12 protein-coding genes are annotated in these 14,932 nt (G+C 68.1%); 10 read left to right on the top strand and 2 right to left on the bottom strand.

The genetic code is table 11. The features are described from left to right. The first annotated feature begins 189 nt into the window (after positions 1-189). Genes U1701_RS07350 through nagA form a run of 3 tightly spaced genes read left to right on the top strand, consistent with a single transcriptional unit; the run spans position 190 to position 3,109 of the window. Positions 190-933, top strand: a complete 744-nt coding sequence (locus tag U1701_RS07350) for a GntR family transcriptional regulator (RefSeq protein WP_332781885.1) — start codon at positions 190-192, stop codon at positions 931-933. Continuing rightward, a complete protein-coding gene (locus U1701_RS07345) occupies positions 930-1,964 on the top strand; it encodes an SIS domain-containing protein (RefSeq protein WP_332781884.1) in 1,035 nt (344 codons plus the stop codon). The genes U1701_RS07350 and U1701_RS07345 overlap by 4 nt, the downstream gene beginning before the upstream one ends. After that, the gene (gene nagA / locus U1701_RS07340; protein WP_332781883.1) at positions 1,964-3,109 is read left to right on the top strand and encodes an N-acetylglucosamine-6-phosphate deacetylase; all 1,146 of its coding nucleotides are present in this window, start codon (positions 1,964-1,966) and stop codon (positions 3,107-3,109) included. The genes U1701_RS07345 and nagA overlap by 1 nt, the downstream gene beginning before the upstream one ends. A 92-nt stretch (positions 3,110-3,201) precedes the next feature. On the opposite strand, the gene asd is transcribed toward nagA, so the two are convergent. Then, a complete protein-coding gene (gene asd / locus U1701_RS07335) occupies positions 3,202-4,041 on the bottom strand; it encodes an archaetidylserine decarboxylase (RefSeq protein ID WP_332781882.1) in 840 nt (279 codons plus the stop codon). A gap of 258 nt (positions 4,042-4,299) precedes the next feature. Beyond that, positions 4,300-4,962 (bottom strand): TetR/AcrR family transcriptional regulator, encoded by a 663-nt coding sequence (locus U1701_RS07330; RefSeq protein WP_332781881.1) that lies wholly within the window; start codon positions 4,960-4,962, stop codon positions 4,300-4,302. Positions 4,963-5,033: 71 nt separating this feature from the next. On the opposite strand from U1701_RS07330, the gene U1701_RS07325 reads away from it, so the two are divergent. The 7 genes from U1701_RS07325 (at position 5,034) to U1701_RS07295 (ending at position 14,882) form a co-directional block, all read left to right on the top strand. After that, a complete protein-coding gene (locus tag U1701_RS07325) occupies positions 5,034-5,942 on the top strand; it encodes an NmrA family NAD(P)-binding protein (protein ID WP_332781880.1) in 909 nt (302 codons plus the stop codon). Between the two features lie 19 nt (positions 5,943-5,961). Then, complete coding sequence (locus U1701_RS07320; protein WP_332781879.1) at positions 5,962-7,116, top strand: epoxide hydrolase family protein; 1,155 nt, start codon at positions 5,962-5,964, stop codon at positions 7,114-7,116. A 124-nt stretch (positions 7,117-7,240) separates the two neighbouring features. Next, the gene (locus U1701_RS07315; protein WP_332781878.1) at positions 7,241-7,702 is read left to right on the top strand and encodes an SAM-dependent methyltransferase; all 462 of its coding nucleotides are present in this window, start codon (positions 7,241-7,243) and stop codon (positions 7,700-7,702) included. A 114-nt stretch (positions 7,703-7,816) separates the two neighbouring features. Then, the gene (locus U1701_RS07310) at positions 7,817-10,945 is read left to right on the top strand and encodes an autotransporter outer membrane beta-barrel domain-containing protein (protein WP_332781943.1); all 3,129 of its coding nucleotides are present in this window, start codon (positions 7,817-7,819) and stop codon (positions 10,943-10,945) included. 135 nt (positions 10,946-11,080) lie between these two features. After that, positions 11,081-11,584 carry an RNA polymerase sigma factor gene (locus U1701_RS07305; protein WP_332781877.1) on the top strand — a complete coding sequence of 168 codons (504 nt, stop codon included), beginning with the start codon at positions 11,081-11,083 and terminating at the stop codon, positions 11,582-11,584. Further along, positions 11,581-12,492: a FecR family protein gene (locus U1701_RS07300; RefSeq protein WP_332781876.1), complete on the top strand. Its 912-nt coding sequence runs from the start codon at positions 11,581-11,583 to the stop codon at positions 12,490-12,492. The genes U1701_RS07305 and U1701_RS07300 overlap by 4 nt, the downstream gene beginning before the upstream one ends. A 2-nt stretch (positions 12,493-12,494) precedes the next feature. Beyond that, entirely contained in the window at positions 12,495-14,882 is a 2,388-nt protein-coding gene (locus U1701_RS07295; RefSeq protein ID WP_332781942.1) for a TonB-dependent receptor, read from the top strand. Positions 14,883-14,932: the final 50 nt, after the last annotated feature.

Raw genomic sequence — 14,932 nt, 5'->3', positions numbered from 1 at the left:
TTCGTTATGACCAATGCCAGACCAATAACTGAAACATGTTTGATACCAATCCGACCGTCAAGCGCCTATTTCATCAGTTTTGGTCGCTACCCGGAGTTTTCTAGTGGAAATAGGTATTTCATTGGTATTATACGAGCCGCCAGTAGATGAGACGATGCGAACTGTTCGCGATCGAACGAGGGTGCGCCGATGATCAATTTGGCCGACAAGATCGGTGCGCTGGGCGATAAGGGGCGTGCGCCGCTGTATCAGCAGATGCAGGACGCGCTGCGCCGCGGGATCGAGACCGGTGCGCTGCGGCCGCAGGAGGCGCTGCCGCCGGAACGCGACATCGCCAAGGAATTCGGGATTTCGCGCATCACCGTGCGCAAGGCGATCGACGGGCTGGTTGCCAACGGTATGCTGATGCGGCGGCAAGGCGCGGGGACGTTCGTCGGCGGACGGGTCGAGAAGCAGTTCTCCAAGCTGACCTCGTTTTCCGAAGACATGGCGGCGCGCGGCCGGACCGCGCGGAGCGAATGGATCACGCAGACGGAGGGTACGGTCAATTCGGACGAGTCGCTGACGCTTGGCTTGAGCCCGGGGTCGCGCGTGTTCCGCTTTCACCGCATCCGCTACGCAGACGAACAGCCGATGGCGCTGGAGTATTCCACGGTGCCAGGCTTTGGCCTGCCTGGTCTCGAGGCGGTCGGCGTGTCGCTCTACGCCGCACTGGAAGCGGCGGGGCATCGCCCGGTCCGCGCGTTGCAGCGCCTGCGCGCCGTGTTGTTCACCGCGGAGCAGGCCAAGCTGCTGGGGATCGAGGCTGGCGCGCCCGGTTTGTTCATTGAACGCCGGGGGTTTCTCGAGGATGGCCGCGCGATCGAAACCACGCACAGCTGGTATCGCGGCGACGCCTATGACTTCGTCGCCGAACTGAACGCGCTGGCATGAGCGTCACGGCCGAATCGACGCGGATGTTCGCCGAGGCGGCCGAGTCGAGCGCGGTCGTCGCGCGGCAGCGGGTCGCGAACGCCGCGGTGCTGGACATGCTGGCGCAGCGCCTGCGCGCGGCCCCGCCGCGCGGCGTTTCGACGATCGCGCGTGGCAGTTCCGATCATGCCGCGACCTTCGCCAAATATCTGATCGAAACGGTGATCGGGTTGCCCGTCGGCTCGACCGCCCCTTCGGTCAGTTCGGTATATCATGCGTCATCCCGGGCCGAGGACACGCTGCTGATCGCGATCTCGCAATCGGGCCGAAGTCCTGATCTGCTACGCGCCGTGGAAGCCGGGCGTGCTGGCGGCGCGTATCTCACCGCGCTGGTCAACGACGCCGCCTCGCCGCTCGCGGCGATCGCCGACGTCACGCTGCCGCTGCACGCCCGCGCCGAGCTGAGCGTCGCCGCGACCAAGAGCTATATCGCGTCGCTCGCCGCCGTCCTCGACCTCGTCGCCGCCTGGTCCGGCGACGCGGCACTATCCGCCGCGCTCGACGAAGCGCCGGTATTGCTCGACACGTCATGGCAGATGGACTGGACTCCGCTGGTCGATGGTCTGCGCGATGCGCGCGACCTCTACGTCATCGGTCGCGGGCTCGGGCTCGGCATCGCGCAGGAGGCGGCGTTGAAGTTCAAGGAAACGTGCGGCCTGCATGCCGAGGCGTTCAGCGCCGCCGAAGTCCGCCACGGTCCGATGGCGCTGATCGGACCCGATTTTCCGTTGCTTGTGTTCCGCCAGGATGACGAGACCGGCGCCAGCGTCGATGCGCTGGTCGCGGCGGCGCTCGGGCAGGGGGGGACGGTCTATTGTGCCGGCGCCGATCTGCCCGGCGCGGTAACGCTGCCGACCTGCAGCGCGGCGGCGGCGATCCAGCCGATGCTGCAGATCCAGTCCTTTTACCGCGCCGTCAACGCGCTATCCGTGGCACGCGGCCTCGATCCCGATTCGCCGCCACATCTGCGTAAAGTGACCGAAACCCTCTGATGCCGATCGCCCTTTTCAATGCGCGCACGCTGATCGACGATGCACTGATCGATGGACGCGCCGTAATCGTCGCCGGTGGCATGATCGTCGCGGTGGTGGCCGAGGCCGAGATCCCCGCCGATGCCGAACGGTACGATCTGGACGGCGCGATCCTCGCCCCAGGTTTCATCGATTCCCAGGTCAACGGCGGCGGCGGCGTGCTGTTCAACGATGCACCGACGGTCGAGACGATCGCGACGATCGGCGCGGCACACCGGCGTTATGGCACCACCGGTTTCCTGCCGACGTTGATCAGCGACGATCTTGCGACCGTCCGCGCCGGCGTCGCCGCGGTCGATGCGGCGATCGCTGCCGGCGTGCCCGGCGTGCTAGGCATCCATATCGAAGGGCCGTTCCTCAACGTCGATCGCAAGGGTATCCATGACGCCGACAAGATCATCGCACTGGACGATGACGGGATCGCGGCGATCACCGGACTGAAGCGCGGCGTTACGCTGGTGACGCTGGCGCCGGAACGCACCAATCCGGCGATGATTACCCGGCTGGCGCGCGCCGGCGTGATCGTCGCGGCCGGCCATACCGATGGCAGTTACGACGAGATCAGCGCAGCCCTCACGGCGGGGATGAGCGGCTTCACGCACTTGTTCAACGCGATGTCACCGCTCACCGCGCGCGAGCCCGGCGCGGTCGGCGCGGCGCTCGACGCAAAGGCCTGGTGCGGGCTGATCGTCGATGGCCGCCACGTTCACCCGGCGACGCTGCGGATCGCGGCGATGGCCAATCCCGATCGGCTGATGCTGGTCACCGACGCGATGCCCAGCGTCGGGCAGGTCGACAAGAGCTTCATGCTGCAAGGTCATTACGTTCAGGTGATCGACGGCGTGTGCATCAACGACGACGGTACGCTCGCGGGTTCGGATCTCGATATGGCCTCGGCGGTGCGCAACGCGCAGGCGCTGATGGGCGTGTCGCCGGTGGCAGCTTTGACGATGGCAAGCCGAAATCCGGCGTGTTTTCTTGGCTTGGGCCAAAAGATCGGGCGGATCGCGGCCGGTTTCAGGGCTGATCTGGTCGTGTTGACGGATGATGGCCGCGTGCATTCGAGCTGGATCGATGGGAGGGTTCGCGCGCACGATCAGCGCTGACGCGCTGCGGGCAGATCACGGTCGAAGGTGTGGAAGTGACGGGGCACCCCGGACGCCCGGTGTTTCGTCTTCGGTACCGAGTGCGAGGATGCTCAGGGCGCGCGATTGCCCATCAGCTCGCCCAAGCGGACGTTCCGTGCTGGTGCCCAATCCTTGTTGAACACGACGGTATTCCGCTCGAACAGCATCACGATCGTCGAGCCGAGCAGGAACCGACCCATCTCGTCGCCCTGTTGGAGGACGATGTCCTGATCGGTGTAGGTCCATTCGGCGATCAGCTTGGTGCGTTTCGCATTGATCACGCCGTGCCACACGGTCGCCATGCTTCCCACGATCGTGGCGCCGACGAGCACCATGACGAACGATCCGTGTACCGCGGATTCGAAAACGCAAACGACGCGTTCGTTTCGCGCGAACAGGTTCGGCACGCCGCGCGCGGTGACAGGGTTCACCGAAAACAGCTGCCCGGGCACGTAGATCATGCGGGTCAGCGTGCCGTCGCATGGCATGTGCAGGCGGTGGTAATCCCTGGGGGACAGGTACAGGTTGGCGAAGCTGCCGTGGCGGAACCGCGCCGCCAGCGCGGCGTCGCCGCCGACCAGTTCCGTCGTGGTGAAGCGATGCCCTTTTGCCTGAAGCATGTGATGGTCGTCGATGAGGCCGAACTGGCTGATCGTGCCGTCGACCGGGCAGACGAAATCGGCGACTGCCATCGGGCGCACGCCGGCCTTGAGGGCGCGGGTGAAGAAGTCGTTGAAGCTCCGATAGCTGGCGATATCCGGCTCAGCCGCTTCGCTCATATCGACGCCGTATTTGGCGACGAACCAACGGATCAGCCGCGTCGTCATCGGTCCCGCATGAGCGCCGGCGATGCGACCGGCAAACGTCGTCAGTCGCTGCTTGGGCAGCACGTATTGGAGTAAAACCTTCACGCGATCGGACATTGGCATCCCACAATCTTGCCAATGCTCTTGTAGGGATGTGAGCCCGCAGGTCGACCCCTGAGATATGCGCGTGATGACGAGGCACATGCTCCCCACTCAGCATCGCCTTGCCCTCACAGCGGTTCGGCCAAGTCGTTCCACGCCGATCGCGGAAAACGCCCGGTGCGCGCCTTTATCGACCACGCGGTGCCGGCATTGCGCGCCGAGCTAAGCCGGATCGCGTCGGGACTGGAGTGACCGACCAAGTCACGCCCAGCCGTCCAGCCACCCACCCTTTGCCAGCAACTCGATGGCTTCATCGACATGGCGCGCTACGCCGTCCGCGAGGTCGCGTGGATCGTCCCCCAACAGCGCGCGCATTTGGATGGGCACGTATGCAAGGTCGACGAACTTGTTCGCCAGGCGCAGCGCAGCGATTGTGTCGTTGGCCCGCGTCGGCGATCCGGCCGTGATCGATGCGCCAACGCGTCGTACTGCGTCGTCGCGGCCCATCTGATCGGCCAGCCGCGCAAGATCGGCCATGCGGTGTGCCGTCGTGAGCACCACTCGCATCAAGGCAACCGCATCGGGCTGAAGCGCGCGATCGAGAATCGCGCGGCCAACCGCGTGGAGCCGTGCTCGCAGCGGGAGATCGACCGGGACTTCGGCCGGCGCTTGTGTTCGTTCGACATGGTCGCGCACGACCGCGGCGAACAGCGCCTCCTTATTGGCATAGCGGGCGTAGAGGCTGGCCTTTCCGGCCCCGGCTTCGAGGACGATCTGCTCGCAGCTGGTGGCGTCGAAGCCCAGTTTTGCAAATTGGTGCGCGGCGGCATCGAGAATGCGGCGATCGACATCGCCCGCATCCTTGGCGGGCGGGCGGCCACCCCGGCCACGGCGCGCGAGTGCTTTGACGGGTTCCGCTTGCATCGCCGGACCGTATAGGCCAACGCCGCGTTTAACAATCTGAACGACACCGTTCAGTTTCGGGGAACGCGTCAATGGTCGAGCAGAACACCGATGGAGCCGTGATCCTGGCCGGGGCAACCGGCGATCTTGGACATCGCCTGGCGCACGCGCTCGGTCGTCGCGGCGCACAGGTTCGTGCGCTCGTGCGGGCCGAGGCGCCCGAGGCGACGCGTGCGTCATTGCGTGCGACCGGGGCGCGCGTGATCGCCGTGGATTTCGATGATCCCGCGGCGTTGGCGCGGGCCTGCGACGGCGCGGTCTGCGTGGTGTCGGCGCTCAACGGGCTGGAGCCGACGATCCTCGGTCTCCAAGGACGTTTGCTCGATGCGGCGATTTCGGTGGGCGTGCCGCGCTTCATGCCGTCGGACTTCTCGCTCGACTTCACCAAGACGCGGCCCGGCGACAATCGCAACATGGATTTGCGCCGCGCGTTCCAGGCCCGCATCGACGCGGCCCCGATCCGCGCTACCTCCGTGTTGAACGGTGCGTTTGCGGATCTGCTGACCGGCGAGGCGCCGATCGTGCTGCACAAATTCCACCGCATTCTCTACTGGGGCGATGCCGACCAGCCGCTCGATTTCACGACCAAGGACGACGTCGCCGATTACGCCGCCGCAGTAGCGCTCGATCCGGATGCGCCGCGCTTTTCGCGGATCGCGGGCGATGTGGTCAGCGCGCGCGATCTGGCGGCGATCATGACGCGGCTGAGCGGCCATCGGTACACGCTGTTCCGCGCGGGCGGTATCGGTCGCCTCAGCGCGGTCATCGCGGTCGCGCGCGCAGTTTCGCCCAAGACCGACGCGCCGTTCCCGGTGTGGCAGGGCATGCAGTATCTGCGCGACATGGCGAGTGGCCGCGGCAAGCTCTCCCCGCTCGACACCGCACGCTACGGCAAGGCTGACTGGACCAGCGCCGAGGCCGTCCTCGCACCGACCGCTTGAAGCCGAACAGGAGCTTTCCATGCCCGCGATCATCGAACCCTTCCGCCTCGCCGTGCCGCAGTCCGAGCTCGACGATTTGCACCAGCGCCTGACACAAACCCGCTGGCCCGACCCCGAGACGGTGACGGATACGAGCCAGGGTCCGCCGCTCGCCAGGATCCGCGCGCTGGTCGATCACTGGCGCGACCGGTATGACTGGCGGCGCTGCGAGGCGCTGCTCAACGATCTGGGCCAATATCGCACCGAGACCGACGGGCTCGGCATTCACTTCCTTCACATCCGCTCGCCAGAGCCGGGTGCACTGCCGCTGCTCATGACGCACGGCTGGCCCGGCTCGGTGCTGGAGTTTCGCGACGTGGTCGGCCCGCTGACCGATCCGGTCGCGCACGGCGGCGCGGCCGACGACGCGTTCCACCTCGTCATCCCGACGCTGCCGGGATTCGGCTTTTCGGACAAGCCGACCGGACCGGGCTGGAATGTCGGCCGCACTGCCGATGCGTGGATCACGCTGATGGGCCGGCTGGGCTATGATCGGTGGGTGGCGCAGGGCGGTGACTGGGGCGCGGCGGTGACGACAGCGATCGGCTACAAGGCGCCGGCGGGGCTGGCCGGCATTCATCTCAACATGGTGATGTTCCAGCCGACGGCGCAGGAGATCGCCGACGCGACGCCGGCCGAACAGGCGATGCTGGCGTCGGCGCAGCGCTACGACCAGCTTTATTCCGGTTATTTCAAGCTGCAGAGCACGCGCCCGCAATCGATCGGTTTCTCGCTTTCGGACTCCCCGGTCGGGTTGGCGGCGTGGATCTATGCGCTGTTCCAGGACGTGTCGGATAGCGGCGGAAATCCCGAGACGGTGTTCGATCTCGACGCGCTGATCGACGACATCATGCTCTATTGGCTGTCGAATAGCGGAGCGAGTTCGGCGCGGCTCTATTGGGAAGCGATGCGCGAGATGATGGCTGGAGGCATGCCGCACACCCCGATGCCGACCCCGACCGGGATCAGCATGTTTCCGGGGGAGCAGGTCCGTCTCTCGCGCCGCTGGGCGGAAAGCCGCTTTGCCACGCTGCTGCATTTCGGCGAGCTGGAAAGGGGCGGCCATTTCGCAGCGCTCGAGCAACCGGCGCCCTTCGTGGACGAGGTCCGCGCAACGTTCCGAAACGTGCGCTAACGTTCCTCATTTTAGCGCCCACCCTATCATCGCAATGGCTGCCACCTCGAACAGCTGGTAGCGTCCAGCGCCAGTCTCCTCCGCGGCGCAATCGGGGCTATATGACCGATCGAAGGGGGCGGTCATGACATTTACGATAGTGCCAATAGGTCATGTGCGAGGGGGCAGGGCTGATCCGGTTGACGACGACTGGGGAGACAGCCGAACCACGATCGAGCTGGACGTGGCGCAGGTTGGATCTGAAGCACTGGCCGGGCTGGACGCCTTCAGTCATGCCGAGATCATATTCCTGTTCGACCGGGTGGACGAAGCCGGGGTCGAACGCGGCGCACGCCATCCAAGAAATCGGGAAGATTGGCCGCTGACTGGCATCTTCGCGCAACGTGGAAAGAACCGCCCCAATCGGCTTGGCGTGACTATCTGCCGCGTGTTGCGTGTCGAAGGCTCGCGGTTGCACGTCGAAGGACTGGACGCGATCGACGGGACGCCGGTCATCGATATCAAGCCCGTCATGCGCGAGTTCCTGCCGCGCGGTGAGGTTCGGCAGCCCGAATGGGTGTCCGAACTGATGGCCGCGTACTGGTAGCATCGTCTCCGGAGAGTGCCGGGTTGGGGTGTCCGCTAGCAAAGCAAGGCCTTTCGCTGTCGACTCCGTCTGGATGTCTGAAGACATCCAAAGGGGATCCAGTTCGTGTACCGCATGCTTCTCGCCTCGACTGCCACGCTCGCCATCGCCGTTTCCGCCTCCGCGCAGACGGTCGTCGATACGAAGCGTACCACCGCCGTGCTGACATCGACCGTCAAGAACGGGAGCGCCGACAATCTGAGCATCGCCGTGGCCGGCAGCGTGGTGCCGACGAGCGGAACCGCCGTGACCATCGACAGCAACAACAGCGTGACCAACGCCGGCACGATCCAGGTCAGTGACTCCAACGGCGCGACGGGAATCCTGGCGCAGGCCGGGGTCAGCGGTGGAATCGCCAACAGCGGCAAGATCATCGTCGACGAAAGCTATACCGCGAGTGACGTCGACAAGGACGGCGACCTCGACGGTGCGTTCGCCCAGGGAATCGGCCGTACCGGGATCCGCACCGCTGGTGCCTTCACCGGGACCATCGCCAATAGTGGCGAGATCACCGTCGAGGGCAATGACTCGGCCGGCATTGCCCTGGGCGGCCCGTTGACCGGAGCATTGACCAATAGCGGCAAGATCGCCGTGGTCGGCGATCGGTCGGTGGGCGTGCGGGTGTCCGGCGTGAACGGCAGTGTGACGCTGGGCGGGACGATCACCGCGGTCGGGCGCGATGCGGTCGGTGCGCGGCTGGACGGCCCGATCGGCGGCGCGCTGGTGGTCGAGGGAGCGATCGGTGCGACCGGGTACCGCGCGACCAGCGCGCCGGCCGACGTCTCGAAGCTGGACGCCGATGACCTGTTGCAGGGGGGACCGGCCCTGGTCGTCGCCGGCGACGTCGCAGGCGGCATCACGCTGTCGGGTGCGACGGGCAAGGTGGCGGACCTGGCGTCGTATGGCGCCGCGCCTGCCTTCCAGATCGGCGCGGTGGATCGATCGGTGACGATCGGTGCGACCAGCGGTGCGACACCCGCAGCCGGGCTGACGGTCAACGGTCGGGTCACCGGCAGCGGCGTATACAGCGGCGTCGCCGCGACCGGTCTTGCAATCGGCGGGCTTGGCGGTGCGGTGACGATCGCGGGCGGTGTGACGGTCGGCGGTACGGTGCAGGCCAGCGCCAACAACGCCGCGGCGACCAGCATCCGCTTCGGCGCCGGTGCAGCGACTCCCGAGTTGCGCCTGGGCGGCACGGTGACCGCGACCGGCGGCGGCGCCGCGGCGACGCAAACCGCGGCGGTGCTGATCGATACCGGCGCGTCGGTGCCGACGATCCGCAACACCGGCACGATCCGGGCGAGCGCAACCGGCGCGACCGCGACCGCGATCCTGGACCGCAGCGGTGCCGTCACGTTGGTCGAGAATAGCGGGACGATCTCGGCTGCCGGCGGCGATGCGGCGCGGTCGATCGCGATCGACCTGTCGGCGAACACCAGCGGCGCGATCGTCCGCCAGACCGCGCCCGCCGCGGGCGCAGCGCCGACGATCACCGGCGCAATCCGCTTCGGCACCGGCAGTGATCGGCTGGAGCTTGGCGCGGGTTCGGTCAGCGGCGACGTCGCGTTCGGGGCAGGCAGCAACCGGCTCGAGATGAGTGGTGCGAGCAGCTTCGCCGGGACCGCGAGCTTTGGCGGCGGCGCGGACACGGTGGCGATCACCGGTACCGCGAGTTTCAACGGCACCGCTGATTTTGCAGGCGGCGGCGCCGACCTGCTGGCGGTCAGCGGCAAGGGCGTGTTCGCGGGCAAGCTGGCGAACGCGGGCGGCTTGGCGGTGACGGTCGCGCCGGGCGGCGGTACCTTCGCTGCGAGTGGCGGCGCGACGATCGGGTCGCTGGCGCTGGGCGACGGATCGATCCTGTCGGTGGCACTCGACAAGGCCAACCCGACCGCCAACCTGATCCAGGTCACCGGCTCGACGACGGTCGGTACGGGGAGCCAGTTGGCGCTGCGCGTCAGCGGAGGCGCGGACATCGCCGGTCGCTATGTCGTGTTGCGGTCGGGCACGCTGACCGGCGCGCAGAATCTGGCGCTGTCCGCCACGACGGTGCCGTTCCTCTACAGGGGCGTCATCGTCGCCGGCGCGGTCAACGAGATCACGGTCGACGTGGCGCGCAAGGCGAAGACCGAATTGGGTTTGAACGCCGCGGGAGTCAGCGCGTTCGATGCGGTCGACAGCGCGATCGGCAGCGATGCGAAGATGGCAGCCGCGATCCGCGGGATCTACGATGGCGCGGCGTTCCGCGGGGCGATCGATCAGATGCTGCCGAACTATTCGGGCGGGCTGTTCGAAAGCGTCACGCTCGCGTCGCGCGCCGCGGCGTCGCAGTTGCGCGAGCCGGCGGGCGAGTATTCCGAAGAAGGCACCTGGGGCTTCTGGCTGACGCCGGTCGGTTGGGATGCGTCGAAGGCGCAGCGGAGCACGACGAGCTACGACGTGCGCGGCTGGGGACTGAGCGGCGGGATCGAACGCAAGACCGAGGTGGGGAATTTCGGCGCGTCGCTCGCCTATCTCAGCGGACGCGATACCGAAGGCCTGGCGGTCAACCGCATCGATCATAGCCAATATGAGCTGGCCGGCTTCTGGCGCGGCCACTGGGGCGGCTTCGCGGCGCAGGTGCGCGGATCGGCGGCGCTCGTCTCGTTCGACAGCGTCCGTCAGTTCGACGGGCTGATTGGGACCGAAGCGGTGCAACGCCGCGCCGATGCCGACTGGAACGGCATGCTATATTCCGGGTCGGCCTCGGCGTCCTACGAACGGGCGGTCGGCCAGTTCAGCCTGCGCCCGGTTCTGGCGATCGACTATTACCGGCTCAACGAGGACGCGTACCGGGAGACCGGCGGCGGCACCGCCTATGACCTGACGGTGCGCAAGCGCAGCAGCGACGAACTCGCGGTGACCGCGAGCCTTGCGGCGGGGATCAACTTCGGTGGCGGCAACCGCTACGAGCAGTGGAGCCGCATCGAGGTCGAAGGCGGCCGGCGCGAACGGATCGCCGGATCGCTCGGGACCACCACCGCAAGCTTCGGCAGCGGCACGGCGTTCACGCTCGATCCCGAAAAGCGCGACAGCGGCTGGACCGGCAAGGTTCGCGCGATCACCGGCACGACCGAAGTTCGCCTGAGCGGCGAAGTCGGTGCGGAACAACGGCTCGGCGACGTCGCGCTATCCGCTCGTGCCGCGCTCCAGTTCGCCTTCTAAGGCGAAACGGACGTGCGCGGCCCCTGCACGTCCGCAGCTTCGGCGCTCCACCGTTCCCCCGGGTGGAGCGCCTTCTCTCTTCATCCCGGTTCGTCTAAGTCGCCGGGCTCCATTCCTTTTCAACCGGTCATCGTCATGCCGCCCCCGGGATCTCCCACAGGGATCGAGGCCATCTTCCTCGCCAATCGTGACAAGCTGGTCCGCTTCCTGGTCGGGCGCGGGGCGGGCGAGGCGGCGGAGGACCTGGTGCACGACCTGTGGATCAAGGTGTCGGGGCGAGCCGACGGACCGATCGGCAACCCGGTCGCCTATCTGTTCCGCGCCGCGGATATGTTGATGATCGACCGCTATCGCGCGCGGCGCCAGGCGGAGCGCCGCGACCAGGATTGGAGCGCGGGGCAGGGGGATGCCGACCCTCCGGCCGACCGTGTGATCGCGGCGCGTCAGGAGGCGGCGGAGGTCGCCGCGGCGCTGGCGGCGCTGGGACCGCGGATCACGGCAATCTTTCGCCGCGCGCGGATCGACGGGGTGCCGCAGCGCCAGATCGCGGCAGAGATGGGGATCAGCCTCAGCACGGTGGAAAGCGACCTGCGCATCGCCGCCCGCGCGCTGGCGGATCTTAAGGAACGGATGCGATGACCGACCGGCATATCGATGACGAAGCGATCGACTGGGCGATCCGCATGGCGGAGCCCCACCCTGATTGGGACGCGTTCCTGGCGTGGCTGGAAGCCGATGCGAACCGGTCCGCGCGCTACGACCGCGCGGTACTCATGCTGGAGGACGCGGCGGCTGCGGTTGCGGGCGAGCCGGCGACGGTCGCGGTCGCGCAGACCCCAAGGGTGTCGCGGCGGCGCTGGATCGGCGGCGCGATCGCCGCGGGGCTGGCGGGCGCGGTCGGTCTCGGCGTCTGGACACAGGCGCCCGAGCCCTATGTCGTGACCACAGCGGCGGGCGAACAACGCACCGTGATGCTTGCAGACGGCAGCAGCGTCGTGCTGGCAGGCGCCTCGACGGTGCGGCTCGATCATCGTGATCCGCGCACGGCGGTGGTCGAGCGCGGCGAAATTCTGTTCCGCGTCCGCCATGACCCTGCACGCCCGTTTTCGGTGCAGGCCGGCGCGCTACGGCTGGTCGATATCGGCACGGTGTTCGACGTGAAGCGTACCGACCGTCGCACGCGCGTCGCGGTCGCCGAGGGCGCGGTGATGGTCGATCCCGACGGCGCGGCGCTTCGCCTCGACGCGGGACAGGCGGCGATCTCGGACGGGGCGTCGCTGGAACGCAGCGCCGTCGCCGCGGTCGACGTCGGCGGCTGGCGCGAAGGGCGGCTCGCCTATGACGACGCCCCGCTGGCGGAGGTCGCAGCGGATCTGTCGCGTCAGACCGGACGGCGGATAGCCGTCGCACCGGCGATCGCGACGCGGACGTTCCGGGGCACGCTCGACGCCGCGACGGTGAAGGCGCGACCGGCGCTGCTCGGCACCTTGCTGGGCGTGACGGTTCGCCAGGATGCGGGGGGCTGGACGCTGGAACCGCGCCGGTGAGGATGGTCGGGGGCGCCGCGGCGGCACTCCTTGTGGCCGCTGCACCCGCGGCCGCCGAGACGCTGACGGTCGATCTGCCCGCGGGCAGCCTTGGCCAGCAGGTGTTGGCGCTCGGCCGGGTCGCACGGGTCAGCATCGCCGTGCCCGATCCGCGGCTGTGGGCGCGCCGCGTCCCGGCCCTGCGCGGCAGGGTGCGCGTGGAGGCGGCGCTGGCGCTGATCGCCGGCCGCGCCGACGCGCGCATCGAATCGATCGGCCCCCGCGTCTGGCGGATGGTGCCACAGCCCAGACAGCGTCCGGTGACCAAACCGACGCGCCCGCAGTGGTCGCCGGCGCGCACCGAAGGCGGCGCGGACATCGTCGTCACCGCCAGCAAGCGCGACACCGCCCGCGATCATTTTGCCGGCCAGTTCGCGCGCGTCGCCGGCAGCGACCTGGAATTCGGCGGCGCAGGCGGCACCGAGCGGCTCGCCGACCGGCTGACCAGCGTAGCGTCGACCTATCTCGGTCCCGGGCGCAACAAGCTGTTCATTCGCGGGATCGCCGATTCGAGTTTCACCGGCCCGACCCAGGCGACCGTCGGCCAGTATTTCGGCGACTTGCGGCTGAGTTACAATGCACCGGATCCCGACCTGCGGCTGTCCGATCTCGCGGCGGTCGAGGTGCTGGAGGGACCGCAGGGTACGTTGTACGGCGCCGGCTCGCTCGGCGGACTGATCCGGCTGGTGCCGAACGCCCCGGATCCGTCCCGCTTCAGCGGATCGGCGATGCTGGGTGGTTCGACGACGACGGACGGCGGACCCGGCGCCGACGCCCAGCTCGTCGCGAACGTACCGATCGTGACCGATCGCCTCGCCATCCGTGTCGTTGCCAACGCCGCCAGTGAGGGCGGCTACATCGACAAACCGCTGCTCGGCCGCACCGACGTCAATCGCACCCGCATCGAAGGGGGCCGCGCCGCGGCCCTGCTCGACATCGCACCGGGCTGGACCGTCGAGCTGATCGGCATCGGTCAGCGCATCCGCGGCGCCGACAGCCAGTACGCAGACCGCGACGGTCGTCCGCTCACGCGGTCTGCGCCGGTGACGGAGGGCTTCTCGTCAGACTTCGGCCAGGCGCAATTGGTGCTGGCCGGTACGATCGGGGCCGTCCGCTTCCGCTCGACCAGCGGCGTCACCGCGCACGACCTGATGGAGCGGTACGATGCCACCGCGCCGGGCGGGCCGGTCCGGCTGTTCGCGCAGGCCAACCGCACGCGGATGCAGGCGAACGAAACGCGGGTCTGGTCCTCTCGACCCGACGGCTCGGGCTGGCTCGGCGGCTTCAGCTATATCCACAACCGCACCCGCCTGACCCGCCTGTTCGGCGCACCGGACGACCTGCGCCCGACGACGGGCGTCATCAACGGCATTGCGGAGACCACCGTGTACGGTGAGGGCAGCCTGCGTCTTCTGCCCGGATTGCTCACCACCGGCGGTTTGCGCGTCACGCGGTCGGTGCTCGACGGGAAGGGGGCGGACGTCGCGCAGCGGGTGACGCTGGCGCAGCTGGCGACGACGGCCCAGCGGGCCCAGACCATCGTCCTTCCCTCCGCATCGGCGTTGATCGACCTGACGCCGCGCGCGCAACTGTTCCTGCGCTATCAGCAGGGCTTCCGCCCCGGCGGTCTCGCGATCGAGGGCGATTTCGTGCGGCGCTTCCGCGATGATCGTGTCGCCACGATCGAGGCGGGGCTTCGCTCCGGCCGGCCGGGCGTCGACCGGATCGATAGCGCGCTGACCCTGGCGCACACGTCGTGGCGCGACATCCAGGCGGACTTCATCGACGGGTCGGGCCTGCCGAGCACCGCCAACATCGGCGACGGGCTGCTCTGGACAGCCGAGGCGACCATGGGCGCGCTGTTGACCGAGGGGTTGCGGGTCGAGGGCGCCGTTTCGTACAATCACAGCCGCATAGATGACCCATCCAACGCGCGCTTGTTCGGCCTCGTCGAGGGCGCCGCCACCGATCCGGCGATCGCGCGGGCCCAAGTGCTCGCGCGGCTCAGTCAGATTCCCAATATCGCGCGCGTCACCGCACGCGCCGGCGCGGTCTATCGCCGGCCGCTATCGGGAACTCGGGACCTCAAGATCGACGGGTGGGTCCGCTATGTCGGATCGTCGCGCCTGGGGGTCGGCCCCGTGCTCGGACAGAGCCAGGGCAGTTATCTCGACAGCGGGCTCACCGCGCGGCTGAGCCTCGGTGCGCTGGGCGTGAGCGCCGGCGTCACGAATCTTGCCGGCGTCCGCGGCAACCGGTTCGCGCTCGGCACGCCGTTCACGACCGGTCGTGATCAAGTCACACCGTTACGGCCCCGTACGCTGCGATTGGGGTTGGACGCAGTCTTCTGAATCGCCGGACCCGGCTGGCGTACGGCCCCATCGCCTGCATCGGGGAACGT

It is taken from the genome of Sphingomonas rhamnosi (assembly GCF_036663615.1).
Taxonomy (GTDB): domain Bacteria; phylum Pseudomonadota; class Alphaproteobacteria; order Sphingomonadales; family Sphingomonadaceae; genus Sphingomonas.
Note: the sequence above shows the minus strand (reverse complement) of the source record. Positions and strands in the feature narration are given on the sequence as shown.

What these genes read in the sequence shown, in the direction of transcription:
- U1701_RS07325 (WP_332781880.1), top strand. Translation starts at nt 5,034, where the DNA reads ATGGTCGAGCAGAACACCGATGGAGCCGTGATCCTGGCCGGGGCAACC.
- U1701_RS07300 (WP_332781876.1), top strand. Translation starts at nt 11,581, where the DNA reads ATGACCGACCGGCATATCGATGACGAAGCGATCGACTGGGCGATCCGC.
- nagA (WP_332781883.1), top strand. Translation starts at nt 1,964, where the DNA reads ATGCCGATCGCCCTTTTCAATGCGCGCACGCTGATCGACGATGCACTG.
- U1701_RS07330 (WP_332781881.1), bottom strand. Translation starts at nt 4,962, where the DNA reads ATGCAAGCGGAACCCGTCAAAGCACTCGCGCGCCGTGGCCGGGGTGGC.
- U1701_RS07310 (WP_332781943.1), top strand. Translation starts at nt 7,817, where the DNA reads ATGCTTCTCGCCTCGACTGCCACGCTCGCCATCGCCGTTTCCGCCTCC.
- U1701_RS07345 (WP_332781884.1), top strand. Translation starts at nt 930, where the DNA reads ATGAGCGTCACGGCCGAATCGACGCGGATGTTCGCCGAGGCGGCCGAG.
- U1701_RS07350 (WP_332781885.1), top strand. Translation starts at nt 190, where the DNA reads ATGATCAATTTGGCCGACAAGATCGGTGCGCTGGGCGATAAGGGGCGT.
- U1701_RS07315 (WP_332781878.1), top strand. Translation starts at nt 7,241, where the DNA reads ATGACATTTACGATAGTGCCAATAGGTCATGTGCGAGGGGGCAGGGCT.
- U1701_RS07320 (WP_332781879.1), top strand. Translation starts at nt 5,962, where the DNA reads ATGCCCGCGATCATCGAACCCTTCCGCCTCGCCGTGCCGCAGTCCGAG.
- U1701_RS07295 (WP_332781942.1), top strand. Translation starts at nt 12,495, where the DNA reads ATGGTCGGGGGCGCCGCGGCGGCACTCCTTGTGGCCGCTGCACCCGCG.
- U1701_RS07305 (WP_332781877.1), top strand. Translation starts at nt 11,081, where the DNA reads ATGCCGCCCCCGGGATCTCCCACAGGGATCGAGGCCATCTTCCTCGCC.